Source organism: Lactivibrio alcoholicus, from assembly GCF_055390895.1.
In genome coordinates this window covers 3360849-3375217 of the sequence record NZ_AP042471.1, presented here as the reverse complement: position 1 = coordinate 3375217, position 14369 = coordinate 3360849, and the positions used below count along the sequence as shown (strand labels likewise).

The window sequence follows — 14369 nt, the reverse complement described above, 5'->3', positions numbered from 1 at the left end:
ATTCTATCATGACTGAAATTGAAAGAGGACAAATACGACCGAATGTCAGGAGTGAAGAGAGAGAAATTCCCGAACCTCCATCGACGCCAGCCTTTCAATTTTCCTGAGTGTCTCTGTCGCTTTCGACAATCGTTTCTCCCCCGCGGCAATCGCGATCGGGTCTGAGAATCTCCGGTAGAGATCCTGTCTGCGCCATTCGAGCGAAACGATTCTCTCTCCAAAAACCATCTTGTCCGCAAGCGACAGAATCTCCTCCTCAATCGAATCGTCCGACGGGTCCTGGTGATGTTCGACAAGCGAAGCGAGCTTCGAAAATCCCCAATAGCGAAGGAAGGACGCACCCATACCGGCATGATGCGCGACCCCCTTTCGCATATCGTGAAGGCGGGCGGCACGATCGAGAAGACGAAGATCGACAGGAATTTCACGTTCGACGATTCGTCCAAAAACGCGTACAACATGCGCAACGATATGGCAGTGCCTCCGGACCGCAACCGGAGTTGCGGCCATGTCCCAAATTGCCCTGCATTCGCTTTTCGATGGAAACGCCGCTCTGGAGGTTTCGAGAATTCTGCATCGATCCAGTTCAACCGACGTGTCCGTATCGAAGATAATCCCCGCATCGGGAACCGGAACTGGACGGACAAACTCTGGATGTACTTCGAGAAAACCGCGAAGGCCGTTTTCCCCGCCCCATGAAAAAACAGGTTCGAGTACTTCCCTTCCGATGAGAGGAGGATGGCCGGAACGACCACAGAAGACGGGGACATGGATGAACGAGTCGCACGAAGGAAGAGACCGGAGATGAGAAATCGTTTGTTTCCGGAGAAGCGGTACGTCGACGGGCAGGACGAAAACCGGAGAGGGGTTCTGGAGAATTTCGGCAATTCCGGTACGGACGGACGAAAACATTCCCGAATGAAAATGTGGATTCTCGAGAATCCGGACATTCATCCTTTCCGCATACGTTCGAATCTCGGGACGCGCTCCGATGACAACAAAAACAGGATCCACGCCCGATTCGGAAAGGGCGCGTACAGCCCGTTCCAGAAGCGATTCATCTCCTATCGGAAGAAGTGCCTTGCATTCTTTCATCCGTGAAGAATACCCCGCGGCGAGGACAATGCCCGCGATTCTCCCTCGTCCCATGATACGACGAAACACCTACCTTCGCGTTCTTTCACTATATCACTGCATATGGATAAAACTCGAAGGAAAAGAGGAAGTCACCGTGGTGCGAGAGGGGGGACTTGAACCCCCAAGCCCGAAGGCACCGGATCCTAAGTCCGGAGCGTCTGCCATTTCGCCACTCTCGCCGGAAAACCGGAGGAAAAGGAAGAAAAAATGGTGGACCGTGAGGGACTCGAACCCACAACCCCCTGATTAAGAGTCAGATGCTCTACCGGTTGAGCTAACGGTCCTTATGGAGAGAAATCACTATGCCCTATGACGAAATAAAAATACAATGACGCGGTCGAAAGAATGGTGGACCGTGAGGGACTCGAACCCACAACCCCCTGATTAAGAGTCAGATGCTCTACCGGTTGAGCTAACGGTCCTCATTTTCTATAAATGGCGCGCCCGGCAGGAGTCGAACCCGCGACCTACGGATCCGAAGTCCGTCGTTCTATCCAGCTGAACTACGGGCGCATATTAACTGGGGTGAGCGAGGGGACTTGAACCCCCAACATCTGGAGCCACAGTCCAGTACTCTAACCAATTGAGCTACGCTCACCATATCCTTGGCGCGCCCGGCAGGACTCGAACCCGCGACCCACGGCTTAGAAGGCCGTTGCTCTATCCACCTGAGCTACAGGCGCAAACAAAAACTGGAGCGGGAAACGGGATTCGAACCCGCGACCTACGGCTTGGAAGGCCATCGCTCTAGCCAACTGAGCTATTCCCGCTCGTAATGACACTCATGAAGCCCGTAGCTGCAATTTGGTCGGGGCGAAAGGATTTGAACCTTCGACCCCCTGCTCCCAAAGCAGGTGCGCTAACCAGACTGCGCTACGCCCCGATAAAAACAAAAAATAATGGTGGAGCTGAGGGGATTCGAACCCCTGACCTCTTCCGTGCGAGGGAAGCGCGCTCCCAGCTGCGCTACAGCCCCATCAAATCAACGGCGATATTGTAATGACGACGACACCGCTTGTCAAGCCACGGACAGGTGTCTTACAATGCGAACAATATCAAGGGGGGACATTTCATGAAGTTCGGTCCCGAAATCGTACATCTCTGGAAAATATCTCTCTGTCGCCGTTTTTGCAACCGGCAGATCGCAAGGATCGAGGCCGGATCCGAGTGGCTTGCCCTGCATTTTTCGGGAGAGGAATGGTTCTTTGTCTGTTGGTCTTCGCAAGGATCAGGCTGTTGCTCCGCCGACGATCAGACTTTGAAATCCCTCCTTCGTGAAGGCCATACCTCTTCTCTCAAAGAATCGTGCAGGGCACATCTTTCCGGCGCCCGCCTGCGTGAAGTGGAACAAGTCGGCAAGGACAGAATCCTTCGCCTCCGCTTCGAAAAGACGCTCGGCGCGGGCTTCATTCGCCCTGTTTCGTTATATTTCGAGTCCCTGGATCGATTTGCGAACCTTGTTCTGTGCGACGAGAAAAACGCTGTGATCGATGCCGCGAAGATTATTCCGGCGGGAACGCGAGATCGCACCATTTCTCCTCCGTTCTCCTACGTACCGCCTCCGTCCGTGTCGGGAGACGAATGCCTCGGAGAAAACGCGTCCGTTGACGATGTCGAACACATTGTCGGGTTCAGCAGAAGCGTACGCCGGGCCGTGCAACGGGAATGGGATTCCCATCCTCCTTCTTTCTGGAGCGACTCCTTTCGTAAAGGATATGTGGATGGCGATTCGTTTCTGAGACTACAGGTCCTCGACGGAAACTTAATCGCGTTCCCTGTTGTCTTCCGGGAGGCCGAAGAACTTCAGGAAAGAGATGCCCTCCGCGCTTCGGTAAGTTTTCTTTGCGATCCGGTTGTGCGCAGTGTCGCGAGAAGAGTCACCAAAAGCATTTGTTCGCTGATCGAGAGGGAAAAACACAGAAAACAACGTCTCCTCGACGGAATGCTTCGTCGGGAGATGCTTCTTTTGAAGGCTCCGGAGTATCGAATGGCCGGAGACGCGATTCTCGCAAACATATCGTCTCTTCGTAAGGGGATGGAACAGGCGATGCTCCCATACTGGAATGAAGATGGGAGCACGAGAGAAATTATGGTTTCTCTCGATCCAATGAAATCACCCCAAGACAACGCGTCTTTATATTATTCCCGGTATGCGAAGGCGAAAGGGAATCCGAACAACGTCAAGCAATCGATCGAGGATATCCGGGAGAGCATGGCCGAATTGGATGAACAACTCTCCTTGCTTGAGACAGTCGATTCGTCGTCGTTGCTTGAACTGGCACTTGAGGATCTTCGAAAATGGCTCTCACCGAAGCACAGTCCCCGTAGAGGAAGAAAAGGGAAAAAGTCGAACGAACACGCAGTGAAGCGAATGGAATATGGAAATGCGCGCATTTCCATCGGATTGTCCGCAATCGGCAACAGGATGGTGACACTGGCCGAATCGCTCCCTTCCGATCTCTGGCTTCACGCGCGCGATGTCGCGGGGTCGCATGTCATCGTTCGAGCCGCTTCGGTGACGGTCGGAGATGACGTCGTCAGATTCGCCGCGAGTCTTGCCGCATATTACAGCAGAGCACGATCTTCAGGGGCCGTTCAGGTGATCGTTGCGGAAAAACGTTTCGTCCGCCCGATTCCGGGTACGATCGCGCACGTCCGTTATAGAAATGAAAGGAATGTAACGGTCAGTCCGCTGTATTGGAAAGAAGTCCTCGAAGAGCGGAGATGAAATCGGAAGGAATGGGACTCCTGAAGGACAGTGCTTTCCCGGATACCGGGTGTATGAAGGAAAGCGTCCAGGAGTGCAGAAGAAGTCGTCCGGGATTTTCCTTTCGTAATCCGCCGTAAAGCGCGTCTCCGAGAACGGGATGTTCGATTTCTTTCATGTGGACGCGAATCTGGTGTGTTCGCCCGGAATGAATCGAAACGCACAGGAACGAGACATTTTTCCTCGTCCACAGAACGTGGAATTCCGTTTTTGCCTTCTTGCCGTCTCTGGTGACGGCCATCCGGATTCTGTTCGCCGGATCCCTGCCAATGGGGAGATCGATAGTTCCTTCGCGAGAACTGAATGCTCCACGGACGACGGCCAGATATCTTTTTCCGACGCTTCTTTCTTTGAACTGAGTCTGCAATTCCGTTAACGCGGTCTGTGTCCTCGCGACGACGAGAAGCCCGGATGTCGCTTCGTCGAGCCTGTGTACGATGCCGGGGCGCAATACGTTGCCGATGTTTCCGATATCCGGATATCGATAAAGAAGACCATGGACGAGTGTCCCGGTCCAGTTTCCGGGAGCGGGATGGACTACGATCCCGGCGGGTTTATTGACGACAATGATGTATTGGTCCTCGAAGATGACGTCAAACGGAACATTTTCCGGAACGATATCCGATGAACGCGGGGGCGGAATCCTCACCGTAACTTTTTCTCCCGCGTGAATTCCTGTCGAGGTTTTCCGCTTATCGACTCCGTCTACCTGGACGTTCCCGGCGCGAATAAGTCCCTGAACGAAGTTCCTTGAAAATCCGAGCGAACGCGCGAGGAAGACGTCGAGACGTTCTTCCCGCGATGATTCCGGCACAATCAGTTCTTCCGGAGAACGTTCGTCGTCGTGAGGAAAAAAGAGGAGTGAAGACAAGGGGCCTCCACTCCTCTTCCCGGTATCACACGAAGATCCTCCGCATGAAGTTATTCCGTCAGAACCGTAGAACAACGCGGGCATAATCCCTTCTCGTTCACCGTCTCGCTGTATTTCCAGCACCTGGGACATTTTTCTCCCGAGGCTTTCCCGACGAGGAGGCGAAGGCCTGTTTCTTCGTCGACGACAGCAGGAGAATCCGGCGCGAAGGAGTCCACCCATCGGAATTCCGACGTTATGAGGAAAAGAGCCCAATCGTCGCTGGAGAAACGGTTGGCGGTTTCGGCAAACGCTCCCCTTTCCGCGACGACGGTTGCCTCGAGAGAATGCCCGATCTTCCCATCCGAACGGGCTTTCTCGAGAGCCTTGCTGATCGCGCTCCGAATGACGAGAAGCTGCTCCCACGGCATCGACAAGGAAGCGTTGTCCCATTCCGGATCGGCAACGGGCCAGTCGGTGAGAAACACGCTCTCGCAGAGTCTGGGGTCGACCGTCCGCATCGACTGCCAGATCTCCTCCATGGTGAAGCTGAGAACTGGAGATAGCATAGTCGTCAGTGTTTTGAGAACGTTCCACATAACGGTCTGGCAACTTCTCCTCGTGAGGGAATCAGCCTTTTCCGCATAGAGTCTGTCCTTGCTCGCGTCAAGGTAGAAAGAGCTCAGCTCATTGACGCAGAACTGATGGATCAGGAAAGTCGGAACGTGGAATTCCGCGTTGTCATAGGCCATTCCGACCTTCGTTATGATTTGGGAGAGGCGTGAAAGCAACCAACGGTCCATTTCTGGCATGTCCTTGTATGCGATCGAATTTTCCCACGGATCGAAGTGATGAAGATTTCCCAGAAGAAACCTTGCCGTGTTCCTGATTCGTCGATATGACTCGGCGAGATTCGAGAGAATCGTCTCCGAGATGCGAATATCCCCCCTGTAATCCGTCGAAGCGACCCAAAGCCGCAATATATCGGCGCCGTAACGGTCGATGACCTCTTGAGGCCGGACGACATTTCCGACGGACTTGGACATTTTTCTTCCTTCGCCGTCGACGATGAAGCCATGTGTCAGAACGCTCTTGAAAGGCGGCTTGTTCCGCGTCGCGATGGATGTCAGCAGGGATGTCTGAAACCAGCCTCTATGCTGGTCGCTGCCCTCGAGATAGAGTTCAGCAGGCCAGTGGAGTTCCTTCCTTGTCTCGAGAACGGCCAGATGGCTGACTCCGGAATCGAACCAGACGTCCATGATGTCGGTATTTTTCTGAAGGTGCCGATCGCCGCATTCCGGACAGAATGCCAGGTCCCCGAGCAGGAATTCGGGGGACTCCCTCCACCAGACGGAACTCCCTTCACGCCGGACGTGTTCCATCACCCGACGGATCCTATCCGGCGTCAGAATGGAAGTTCCGCAATGCGTACACGTGAACGAAGGGATCGGCACTCCCCAGACGCGCTGACGACTGATGCACCAATCGGATCGGTCACGAACCATGTTGTAGATTCTGTCTTTTCCCCACTCCGGGACCCAAGCGACATCGTTGTCGATTGCGGAAAGCGCCTCCTCACGGAAATCGGACACTTTGACGAACCATTGTTTCGTCGATCTGAAAATAACTGGTTTTTTGCATCTCCAGCAGTGGGGATACGAGTGGTTTATCGTAGCTATCCCGAGGAGTCTGCCGTTGCCACGCAGTGTTTCAAGAACTTTTTTCGCTCCGTCGTCCAACGAGAGGCCGCCGACGAGCGGAGTTTCGGGGACGAAATAACCGGAATCGTCGACAGGGTTGTATACTTCTATTCCATAACGAATTCCTGTTTCGTAGTCTTCGACGCCGTGTCCTGGAGCCGTATGGACGCATCCTGTCCCCGTGTTGAGTTCGACATATTCGGCGAGAACGACGGGTGTTCTGCGTTCCCCGTAAAACGGATGGGTCGCGAAAAGACCTTCGAGTTCCCTCCCCTTCACCGTGATGATGTCTTCAGAGAAGACGAGGCCGGTCGAGCGGCTCAGAGATTCCTTGAGGCTCTTCGCGAAGAGATACGTTTTCTTCCCTGCCTTCGCGAAGAGATAGTCGTACTCGGGACCGACTGCGACGGCCATACTTGCCGGAAGAGTCCAAGGAGTTGTCGTCCAGACGATGACGTTAACGTCTTCAGTTCCGAGTTGCGGGAAACGTTTTCCGGCTTCGGGAAGGGAGTAGGCGACGAACACGGAAGGAGATTTTTCGTCCCAATATTCAATTTCGGCGGCAGCGAGAGCGGTCTGGCAATCGATGCACCAAAAGACGGGTTTCTCTCCCCGGTACACCAACCCTTTCTCGACCATGTCGGCAAACGCTCCGAGTTGGGCTGCCTCGTATTCCGGAAACAGGGTCATATATGGATTGTCCCAATCTCCGAAAACTCCGAGCCGAATGAATTCCCCACGTTGAATATCACGATATTTCAATGCGTACTCGGTACACTGTTTCCGGAGTTCCACGGGATCAATCGAATCCTTCGAGACGCCTTCCGACTTGAGGACGTGCAATTCAATGGGAAGACCGTGCGTATCCCAACCGGGGACGTACGGCGAATAATACCCTCTCAGTGTCTTGTATTTCGGAAAGAGATCTTTCAGCACCTTGTTGAAGGCGGTTCCGATATGGATATTTCCGTTTGCGTAGGGAGGACCATCGTGAAGGATATACGGGGCATTCCCCTCACGTTGGGAAACCATCTTCTCGTAAATTCGGTTCTCTTTCCAGAACGCCAAGAACTCCGGTTCTCTTTTTGCGAGGTTGGCCTTCATCGGGAACGTCGTCTCGGGAAGATTCAATGTTTTTTTGAAATCGTCCGCCATGTTTCCCCACCTCTCTTTAATAGGAAAAATGCCGTCCCGCTCAGCAGGACGGCCCGTTTTCCGATAATATCCCCGGTTCGGACTTATAGGAACCCATAAAAGACTCCATCCTCAGCAACAAAAGCTGACGCAAAACATCCGAAGAGGGAGACCGATTCGAAAATCCACTCGTACGATAAAACAGAACGTGAACCTAATCGTCCAGCGGACAATGATTCGTTCCACAAAGGCTGTCGGATGGTTTCGCACACAGAGCCCCGAACATCTATCCGCTTTCCCCGGGCAGATTCTTCGCGGAAAATTGGCGAGCCTGGCCAGATTCGAACTGGCGACCTACGGCTTAGGAGGCCGTCGCTCTATCCTCTGAGCTACAGGCCCGCGAAAAGACGATGGATACGTTACACGGCTTTCTTGTGGCTGTCAAGGGATCGCGATATTGCTACACTCGAAAGTGGATATTCAAGGAGAAGGGAATCATTTTTGAGAATGCAATCAGTACGAATTCCTGACGAACGCAAAAAGGTATGTGGTTTCGGAGATCAGAGGTTTATCCACTTCCCCTCGGACGGAGAATGTGTGCTTGGGCGTCGTACGACCAGATCCGTCCCGGGGAATCGGACTCGTGTTTACAGGAAAGGGACAGAAGAAAATTTTCTGCGGTCGAGAAGCCAGGATGCATTTCGTTCAAATTCGATACTGTATCGACGTCTTCGGAAATTCGTTTTTTCAACTCCGCCGGGGTTGCAAAGCGAACAGACTCCCTGAGAAAAACGAGAGGCAGTATACACATATTTTTCTCATAAAAGTCCGATTCGCCATCGAGGATATGAGCCTCGATTCTGCGCTCGGCGACATCGCCGAATGTGGGATTTTCGCCGATGCTCAGCGCGCAACGCATGATCTTCCGCTCTCCGCGAATGACGGCTAATGCTGCATAGACGCCCTCCGGTGGAAGTATTTTCCAAATGGGGACAGCTATATTCGCTGTCGGAAAACCGAGTGCCCTTCCTCTCCCATTACCATGGACGACTCTTCCGGAAAGAAAGTAATGATGACCGAGCCACTCTCTGGCTTCTTCGAGATAGCCGCATTGAATAAGTCGCCTTATTGCGGAGCTGCTGATGACCCGATTCCCGATCTTTATGCGGGGAAGCGAACGAAAGATAAGTCTCGCACGGTCACAGGCTGCCCGAATTGCGTTCGTATCCCCTGTTCGCCCTGCACCGAAACGAAAATTATCTCCCACAACGATACCCGAAAGAGATGGAATCGAAAAAAGAAGTTCCAGAAAAGGAATGTGTCCAACCGTTGCTAATGAGAGGTCAAATAAAATACGAATAACCTTCGGTATCCCAAGATACGATTCCAAAACGTGCTTTTCTTCTTCCGAGAAAATAAGACGGGATGCGGCTGGAAATAAAACCTGTCCTGGATGCGGGGAAAACGTAACCACGCCCCACGTGTCGCTTTTCACAGAAGAGAGCGAGGAAGCCGCCTTAAAGAGACTCTGATGTCCCAGATGAAATCCGTCGAAAGCTCCAAGTGCGACGATCATGTGTTTCCCCTTGCGGAAATCAGGATATTCCTTTGTGGTATCGCGAAGAGAGTCGAACCGAAAAGGCGTGTTTTGCAGAACGCGACATGGTTTTCGTGCACAACGAGTATTCCGCTGTGTGAAGGAATGGCGCCGTATCGTAGAGGGGTAATGCGAGACAGCGCGATCCCCTTCCCGTGAAGAAGGGCTTCCGACTGTTCGGCAGACATGCCGTACCACGTATAGTGGTCGAGCACGACATCGACAGGGAGAAGACGCGCTCGGACATCGTTTTCCGAGAAGGAGAGAAAGTCATCCTGGCCGACGGCGCTCTCGACTCGCAGGGAACCGGTTGACATCCGGCGCAGTCTGTGGACATGACCTCCGCACCCCAAAGCGTTGCCCATATCCCTGACAATGCTTCGGACGTATGTCCCACGGCTGCAGACAATCGTAAAGTCGACGCAAGCATCGTCGTCGAGCTGCGTTCGGCGTGACAAATTCCTCACGAAAACGGGACGGGGTTTGGTTTTCGGGATTTCACCCGAACGGGCGAGTTTATGCGCGGCAATTCCGTTGATCTTCACTGCCGAAATGTCGGGAGGGGTCTGCAGCCTCCAGCCCAAAAAAGACAAACATAACGTATCGATCCGGGATTCGGAAAGAACTGAAGCATCGCCTGAAGATATTTCTTTCCCGCTTGCGTCATCCGTATCGGTGGATGTCCCAAAAAGGGCCGAAACAAAATACGTTTTCGGAAGGTTCATAACCATGTCGGCCCATAACGTCGCTTTGCCGATCAGAAGGATCAGAAGTCCTTCCGCAGAGGAATCGAGTGTTCCCGCGTGTCCTACCTTTGTCCGTTTTCCGAGAACATGTCTGAGATGCTGCACGCAGGATGTGCTTCTCGCATCCCGAGCCTTATCGAGAAGCAGAAAGCCGTCCATTGTCTCCGATTACGGAAAAAAGAAGCCTTTCGGCGGATTCAAGCGTTCCCGGCAGCGTACATCCGGCAGCCTGTGGGTGACCGCCGCCGCCGAAGCGATGCGCTATATCCGCTGCCGAGACGCTTCCTTCAGAACGAATGCTGGCCCGTACCCCGGAGTCTTCTTCGATGAGAAGTATGGCCAGACCGATGCCCCGAAGAAGAAGAAGCTGATTCACGAGATTCTCGGTTTCCGAACGGTCGGCCCCCGATTCGCGAAAATCGCTGCCGACAAGCCATGTCACTGCTGTGGATTCTCTGACGAAAATTCTCGAGAGAGCGATCCCCCAGAGACGAAGGCCGGAAAGAGTCCTGTTGGCACTGAGCGCGCGATGGACATCCGATGGAATGATCCCCTTTTCGAGTATCCGCGATACGGCAACATGCGTCCTTGGCGTGGTGCATGAAAAGGAAAACGATCCGCTGTCCGTCGCGATCCCCGCATATAACGCGAGCGCGGCGTCGCGTGTGATATCGAACCCGCTTTCGGAGCTGAGGAGAAACCAGAGAACTTCCGCTGTGGAAGATGCTGAAGGATCCACGTGGTACACATCGCCGAAACATGGGTTATCGTAGTGATGATCGATATTCAGGAGAAACGGAGCGTTGAGAAGATCATCGACGCTCCTGTCTGCGGTACTCGTATCAAGTGAAACGACAACATCGGTCGAGGAAGGGGAAAACTCTCCGAGAGAATCGATCCGGCGGTACGCGTCGGAATGCGGGATGAAAGAGTAAACGTCAGGAAAGGCATCGCGTCCTCCCCAGACGCATTCTTTCCCCATATTCCGTCCGATGCTGAAGAGTGCGGCAGCGGAACCGATGGTATCACCATCCGGTTTCACGTGAGAAAGAAGTATCCACCGCTTTCCCAGATGAAGGTGGGAAACGGCGTCCCCATTAGTCTTTATCGCCATCAAGATCTTCCCCGTCCTCGTCCGATTCGTCCCCGTTCAAGTCGAGCTCTTCGTCATCTTCGTCGTCGTTTTCGACGTTTTCTGAACCGGAATGAGGAGAAATCACCGTATCAAGAAGGCTATCGATATGGCGTCCGTAGTCCTCCGAAGTATCGGGGAAAAATGAAAGTTCCGGAATCAACCGCAAAGGGAGGCTGTGGGCGAGAAAGCTCCGCAGAAGTCCGGCGATTTCACGCAAAGCCTTATGGACGTCATCCCGGGATTTCGGATCGATGGTCGTGAAGTACACTTTCGCATAGCGTAAATCCCGGGAACAATCGACACCGGTTATAATCGCATTCTTCGCGAAATCGTTACGGACTTTCGTCTCAAGGAACGACGAGAGATCTCTCTGTATCTGCTTATTGATCCTCTGTATGCGAAAAGTGGTCATATCGCTCCACCTCTTGGTTATATTCCAGAATGTCGAACTCACCGGCATTCTGCATCGACTCCACAAAACCGCGGACCGCATCCAGACGTTCGACGGCCATGTACGACGAAGGGGCGACTGAAGAAAAGCCGAGAAAAGCACGATTCAAGATGCCGTCAGGGCCGAGATCGATGGCGGAAACATCCCATCGGGCGCGAACACGATCAAGTATCGACTTTACGACACTTCGTCGGTCTTTGACGCTCCTGCTCCAGGAAATCTCAACAGATAACAGAAGAATCCCTACGAAAACGTCGGGAAAGAAGACCGATCTCCGGTCCATCAGCTGTCGAGATGGCGTTTCTCTTCCACGACCTCGAAAACTTCGATGATGTCCTTCTCCTGGATATCCTGAAAACTGCCCAGATTGATACCACACTCGTACCCTGCAGCAACTTCCCGTGCCTCATCTTTGAAACGACGAAGATTTGCCAGTGTTCCGTTCCAGATGACAACGCCACCCCGGATCAACCTTACAGAAGCGTTTCTTCGAACGATTCCCTCGGTAACGTAACATCCGGCAATCTTTCCGGCCTTTGGAACTTTGAAGATCTCCCGTATCTCAGCCTGCCCGAGAATGTGTTCCCGCTTGATCGGCGTCAGGAGCCCCTCGAGCGCGGCCTTCACGTCATCGATGACGTCATAGATGATGTCGTAAAGACGAATCTGTACTCCTTCGTCGTCCGCGATCTTTTTCGCGTTCGCGTCGGGCCGGACATTGAACCCGATGATGATCGCCTTGGAGGCAGACGCCAGCATAACATCGGATTCGGCTATACGGCCAACGCCCTTATGAAGAATAGTTATTCCGACCTCTTCGTTGCCGATCTTTTCGAGTGCGTCGCACAGCGCCTCGGCGGATCCCTGAACGTCACACTTGACGAGAAGATTCAGATGCGGTTTCTCGTCGCTGGAAAGCTGCGAATAGAGCTCTTCGAGGGTGATCTTTCGCGCGGATGAAACTGCCCCGTCTCTGCGGATCTGTTCCTTTTGGGAGAGAATGTCCCGTGCCTCCCGTTCCGATTCCACCTGACGGAAGATTTCACCGGGCTGAGGGACTCCGGTCAGACCCAGGATCTCTACCGGAGTACTCGGTCCTGCATTGCAGATCGCCTTCCCCTTTGAATCGATCATCGCACGGATCTTTCCCCAGCATGTGTCGAAAATAACAACATCGCCGCGACAGAGCGTTCCCTGTTGAACGATGACTGTTGCAACGGGCCCCTTCCCCTTGTCGAGCTCCGCTTCAATGACGACGCCTTCCGCCGTTACTGTCGGATCAGCCTTCAATTCTTCCATTTCGGCGACAAGGAGAATCATCTCGAGAAGATGAGGAACTCCCTGTCCGGACTTCGCAGAGACTTCAACCGTCACCGTCTGTCCGCCCCACTCCTCCGGCATCAGACCGAGGTCTGAAAGTTGTTGCTTCACGCGGTCCGGCTTTGCGTCCGGTTTGTCTATCTTGTTCACCGCGACGATGATGGGAACTCCGGCAGCCTTCGCGTGGTTGATCGCTTCGCGGGTCTGCGGCATGACGCCGTCGTCCGCGGCGACAACGAGAATGGCGATATCGGTCGCGCGCGCGCCGCGAGCTCTCATAGCGGTAAATGCCTCATGCCCCGGAGTGTCGAGGAAAACGATGTCCCGCCCTTCGTGGACGACTGTCGATGCACCGATATGCTGCGTAATTCCTCCGGCCTCCTGGGCCGTGATATTCGTATTTCTGATGCAGTCCAGCAGCGTCGTTTTTCCATGATCGACGTGCCCCATGACGGTGACGATCGGCGGACGTGGGACCAGATGTTCGCCGCGGTAAACGGTCCTCTTTATCGGAACGCAAACGGGTTCTTCGTCACCCTCGCCATCTGCGGATTCTTCGGAGACGACGATTTCAACGTCATGAGCCTTTTTGAAGACGTCAACTATCGACTGATCGAGTTTCGCGTCGGCCGATACGAGTATGCCCGAATCGAGAAGCGTTTTGACGCCTTCTTCCGGGGTCATTCCCATCAACTCGCACAGATCCCGGACAGTCGCTTTCCCTGGGAGCCTGACGATCGGTTTCTCCTCTCCAGAATCACGAACGCTTTCCAGCAAGGGGGAAGGTATCCGCGTACCAAGCGAATCTTCGATGATCTGGGCCACATCGGTATCGATGGAACTCATATGCGTCTTGACGTCGACTCCCAATTCTACCAGTATTGTCATTAACTCCTTGTTCGTTTTTCCAAGCATCTTCGCCAGTTCATAGACTCGTATCTTGCTCAAATTGAATTCCCCCTTCCGGCAGGAGACGCATCAGGCTCCGTGCGAATCCTCCGTGCATAGGAACAGCGACGACATGCGTGTTCCGAGTTCCGATCGATGTTGACAGAGCGATGCGGTCGATTCCATTCAGCACTCGGAAAACACTCTCTCTGTATTCGGATGAATCAGAGACCAGGGCGCCGGCTTCCATCGCACAGTCTTCTGGAAACAGGACAAGAGCCCGCTTTCCCGAAAGCAGATATGATTTTACACCATCTTTTCCAATCACAAGAACATGTGCCCGTCGAGCAAGGCCCAAAAGGGACAGAACGGCCGAATTCATCTCTCCCTTCCCTCCAGAAAGGATAACAGGTCTGCGTAGAAAGACTCCGGAACATGGACGCGCAACGCCTTGGAAAGCGCATTTGCCTTCTTCGCTTCCAGAATGCAAATCCGGTCCATACATACATACGCTCCGCGTCCGGGGGCCTTCCCCGACGTATCAACCAGGATGTCCCCGTTAGCGGCGCTGCGAACGATCCGAAGCATTTCCCGTTTAGTCTTTTCTTTCCTGCATCCAACGCACGTCCTCGGACGGCGTCTCT

The 14369-nt window shown here is 53.5% G+C and carries 11 protein-coding genes and 10 tRNA genes; 1 reads left to right on the top strand and 20 read right to left on the bottom strand.

Annotated elements, in window-relative coordinates; translation table 11 throughout:
• Positions 1–45: 45 nt before the first annotated feature.
• From ACZ5IU_RS15645 to ACZ5IU_RS15600, 10 genes are all read right to left on the bottom strand, one after another.
• On the bottom strand, positions 46–1149 hold the full coding sequence (locus ACZ5IU_RS15645; protein WP_464418958.1) for a DVU_1551 family NTP transferase: 1104 nt from the start codon (positions 1147–1149) through the stop codon (positions 46–48).
• An 83-nt stretch (positions 1150–1232) separates the two neighbouring features.
• Positions 1233–1316, bottom strand: a tRNA-Leu gene (locus ACZ5IU_RS15640).
• 29 nt (positions 1317–1345) lie between these two features.
• Positions 1346–1421, bottom strand: a tRNA-Lys gene (locus tag ACZ5IU_RS15635).
• A gap of 62 nt (positions 1422–1483) precedes the next feature.
• A tRNA-Lys gene (locus ACZ5IU_RS15630) sits at positions 1484–1559 on the bottom strand.
• A 14-nt stretch (positions 1560–1573) separates the two neighbouring features.
• Positions 1574–1650, bottom strand: a tRNA-Arg gene (locus tag ACZ5IU_RS15625).
• 8 nt (positions 1651–1658) lie between these two features.
• Positions 1659–1735: transfer RNA gene (locus ACZ5IU_RS15620), tRNA-His, on the bottom strand.
• 8 nt (positions 1736–1743) lie between these two features.
• Positions 1744–1820 (bottom strand) — tRNA-Arg (locus tag ACZ5IU_RS15615).
• A gap of 10 nt (positions 1821–1830) precedes the next feature.
• A tRNA-Gly gene (locus tag ACZ5IU_RS15610) sits at positions 1831–1907 on the bottom strand.
• A gap of 35 nt (positions 1908–1942) precedes the next feature.
• Positions 1943–2020, bottom strand: a tRNA-Pro gene (locus ACZ5IU_RS15605).
• A gap of 17 nt (positions 2021–2037) precedes the next feature.
• A tRNA-Ala gene (locus tag ACZ5IU_RS15600) sits at positions 2038–2113 on the bottom strand.
• A 96-nt stretch (positions 2114–2209) separates the two neighbouring features.
• On the opposite strand from ACZ5IU_RS15600, the gene ACZ5IU_RS15595 reads away from it, so the two are divergent.
• Positions 2210–3865 carry an NFACT family protein gene (locus tag ACZ5IU_RS15595; protein WP_464418956.1) on the top strand — a complete coding sequence of 552 codons (1656 nt, stop codon included), beginning with the start codon at positions 2210–2212 and terminating at the stop codon, positions 3863–3865.
• Here ACZ5IU_RS15595 and ACZ5IU_RS15590 read toward each other — a convergent pair.
• The 10 genes from ACZ5IU_RS15590 to ACZ5IU_RS15545 form a co-directional block, all read right to left on the bottom strand.
• The gene (locus tag ACZ5IU_RS15590) at positions 3822–4718 is read right to left on the bottom strand and encodes an RluA family pseudouridine synthase (RefSeq protein ID WP_464418954.1); all 897 of its coding nucleotides are present in this window, start codon (positions 4716–4718) and stop codon (positions 3822–3824) included. The genes ACZ5IU_RS15595 and ACZ5IU_RS15590 overlap by 44 nt on opposite strands.
• A 107-nt stretch (positions 4719–4825) precedes the next feature.
• Positions 4826–7609: an isoleucine--tRNA ligase gene (ileS, locus tag ACZ5IU_RS15585; RefSeq protein WP_464418952.1), complete on the bottom strand. Its 2784-nt coding sequence runs from the start codon at positions 7607–7609 to the stop codon at positions 4826–4828.
• A 302-nt stretch (positions 7610–7911) separates the two neighbouring features.
• Positions 7912–7987 (bottom strand) — tRNA-Arg (locus ACZ5IU_RS15580).
• Between the two features lie 169 nt (positions 7988–8156).
• The gene (locus ACZ5IU_RS15575; protein ID WP_464418950.1) at positions 8157–9164 is read right to left on the bottom strand and encodes a riboflavin kinase; all 1008 of its coding nucleotides are present in this window, start codon (positions 9162–9164) and stop codon (positions 8157–8159) included.
• Complete coding sequence (truB, locus tag ACZ5IU_RS15570) at positions 9161–10090, bottom strand: tRNA pseudouridine(55) synthase TruB (protein ID WP_464418948.1); 930 nt, start codon at positions 10088–10090, stop codon at positions 9161–9163. Before truB ends, ACZ5IU_RS15575 begins: the two co-directional genes overlap by 4 nt.
• Positions 10065–10973 carry a DHH family phosphoesterase gene (locus ACZ5IU_RS15565; protein ID WP_464418946.1) on the bottom strand — a complete coding sequence of 303 codons (909 nt, stop codon included), beginning with the start codon at positions 10971–10973 and terminating at the stop codon, positions 10065–10067. The genes truB and ACZ5IU_RS15565 overlap by 26 nt, the downstream gene beginning before the upstream one ends.
• A gap of 55 nt (positions 10974–11028) precedes the next feature.
• Positions 11029–11526 carry a 30S ribosome-binding factor RbfA gene (gene rbfA / locus ACZ5IU_RS15560; RefSeq protein ID WP_464418944.1) on the bottom strand — a complete coding sequence of 166 codons (498 nt, stop codon included), beginning with the start codon at positions 11524–11526 and terminating at the stop codon, positions 11029–11031.
• A complete protein-coding gene (locus ACZ5IU_RS15555; protein WP_464418942.1) occupies positions 11447–11800 on the bottom strand; it encodes a DUF503 domain-containing protein in 354 nt (117 codons plus the stop codon). The genes rbfA and ACZ5IU_RS15555 overlap by 80 nt, the downstream gene beginning before the upstream one ends.
• Positions 11800–13785 (bottom strand): translation initiation factor IF-2, encoded by a 1986-nt coding sequence (gene infB / locus ACZ5IU_RS15550; protein WP_464418940.1) that lies wholly within the window; start codon positions 13783–13785, stop codon positions 11800–11802. Before infB ends, ACZ5IU_RS15555 begins: the two co-directional genes overlap by 1 nt.
• 318 nt (positions 13786–14103) lie before the next feature.
• On the bottom strand, positions 14104–14313 hold the full coding sequence (locus ACZ5IU_RS15545) for a YlxR family protein (RefSeq protein ID WP_464421963.1): 210 nt from the start codon (positions 14311–14313) through the stop codon (positions 14104–14106).
• Positions 14314–14369: the final 56 nt, after the last annotated feature.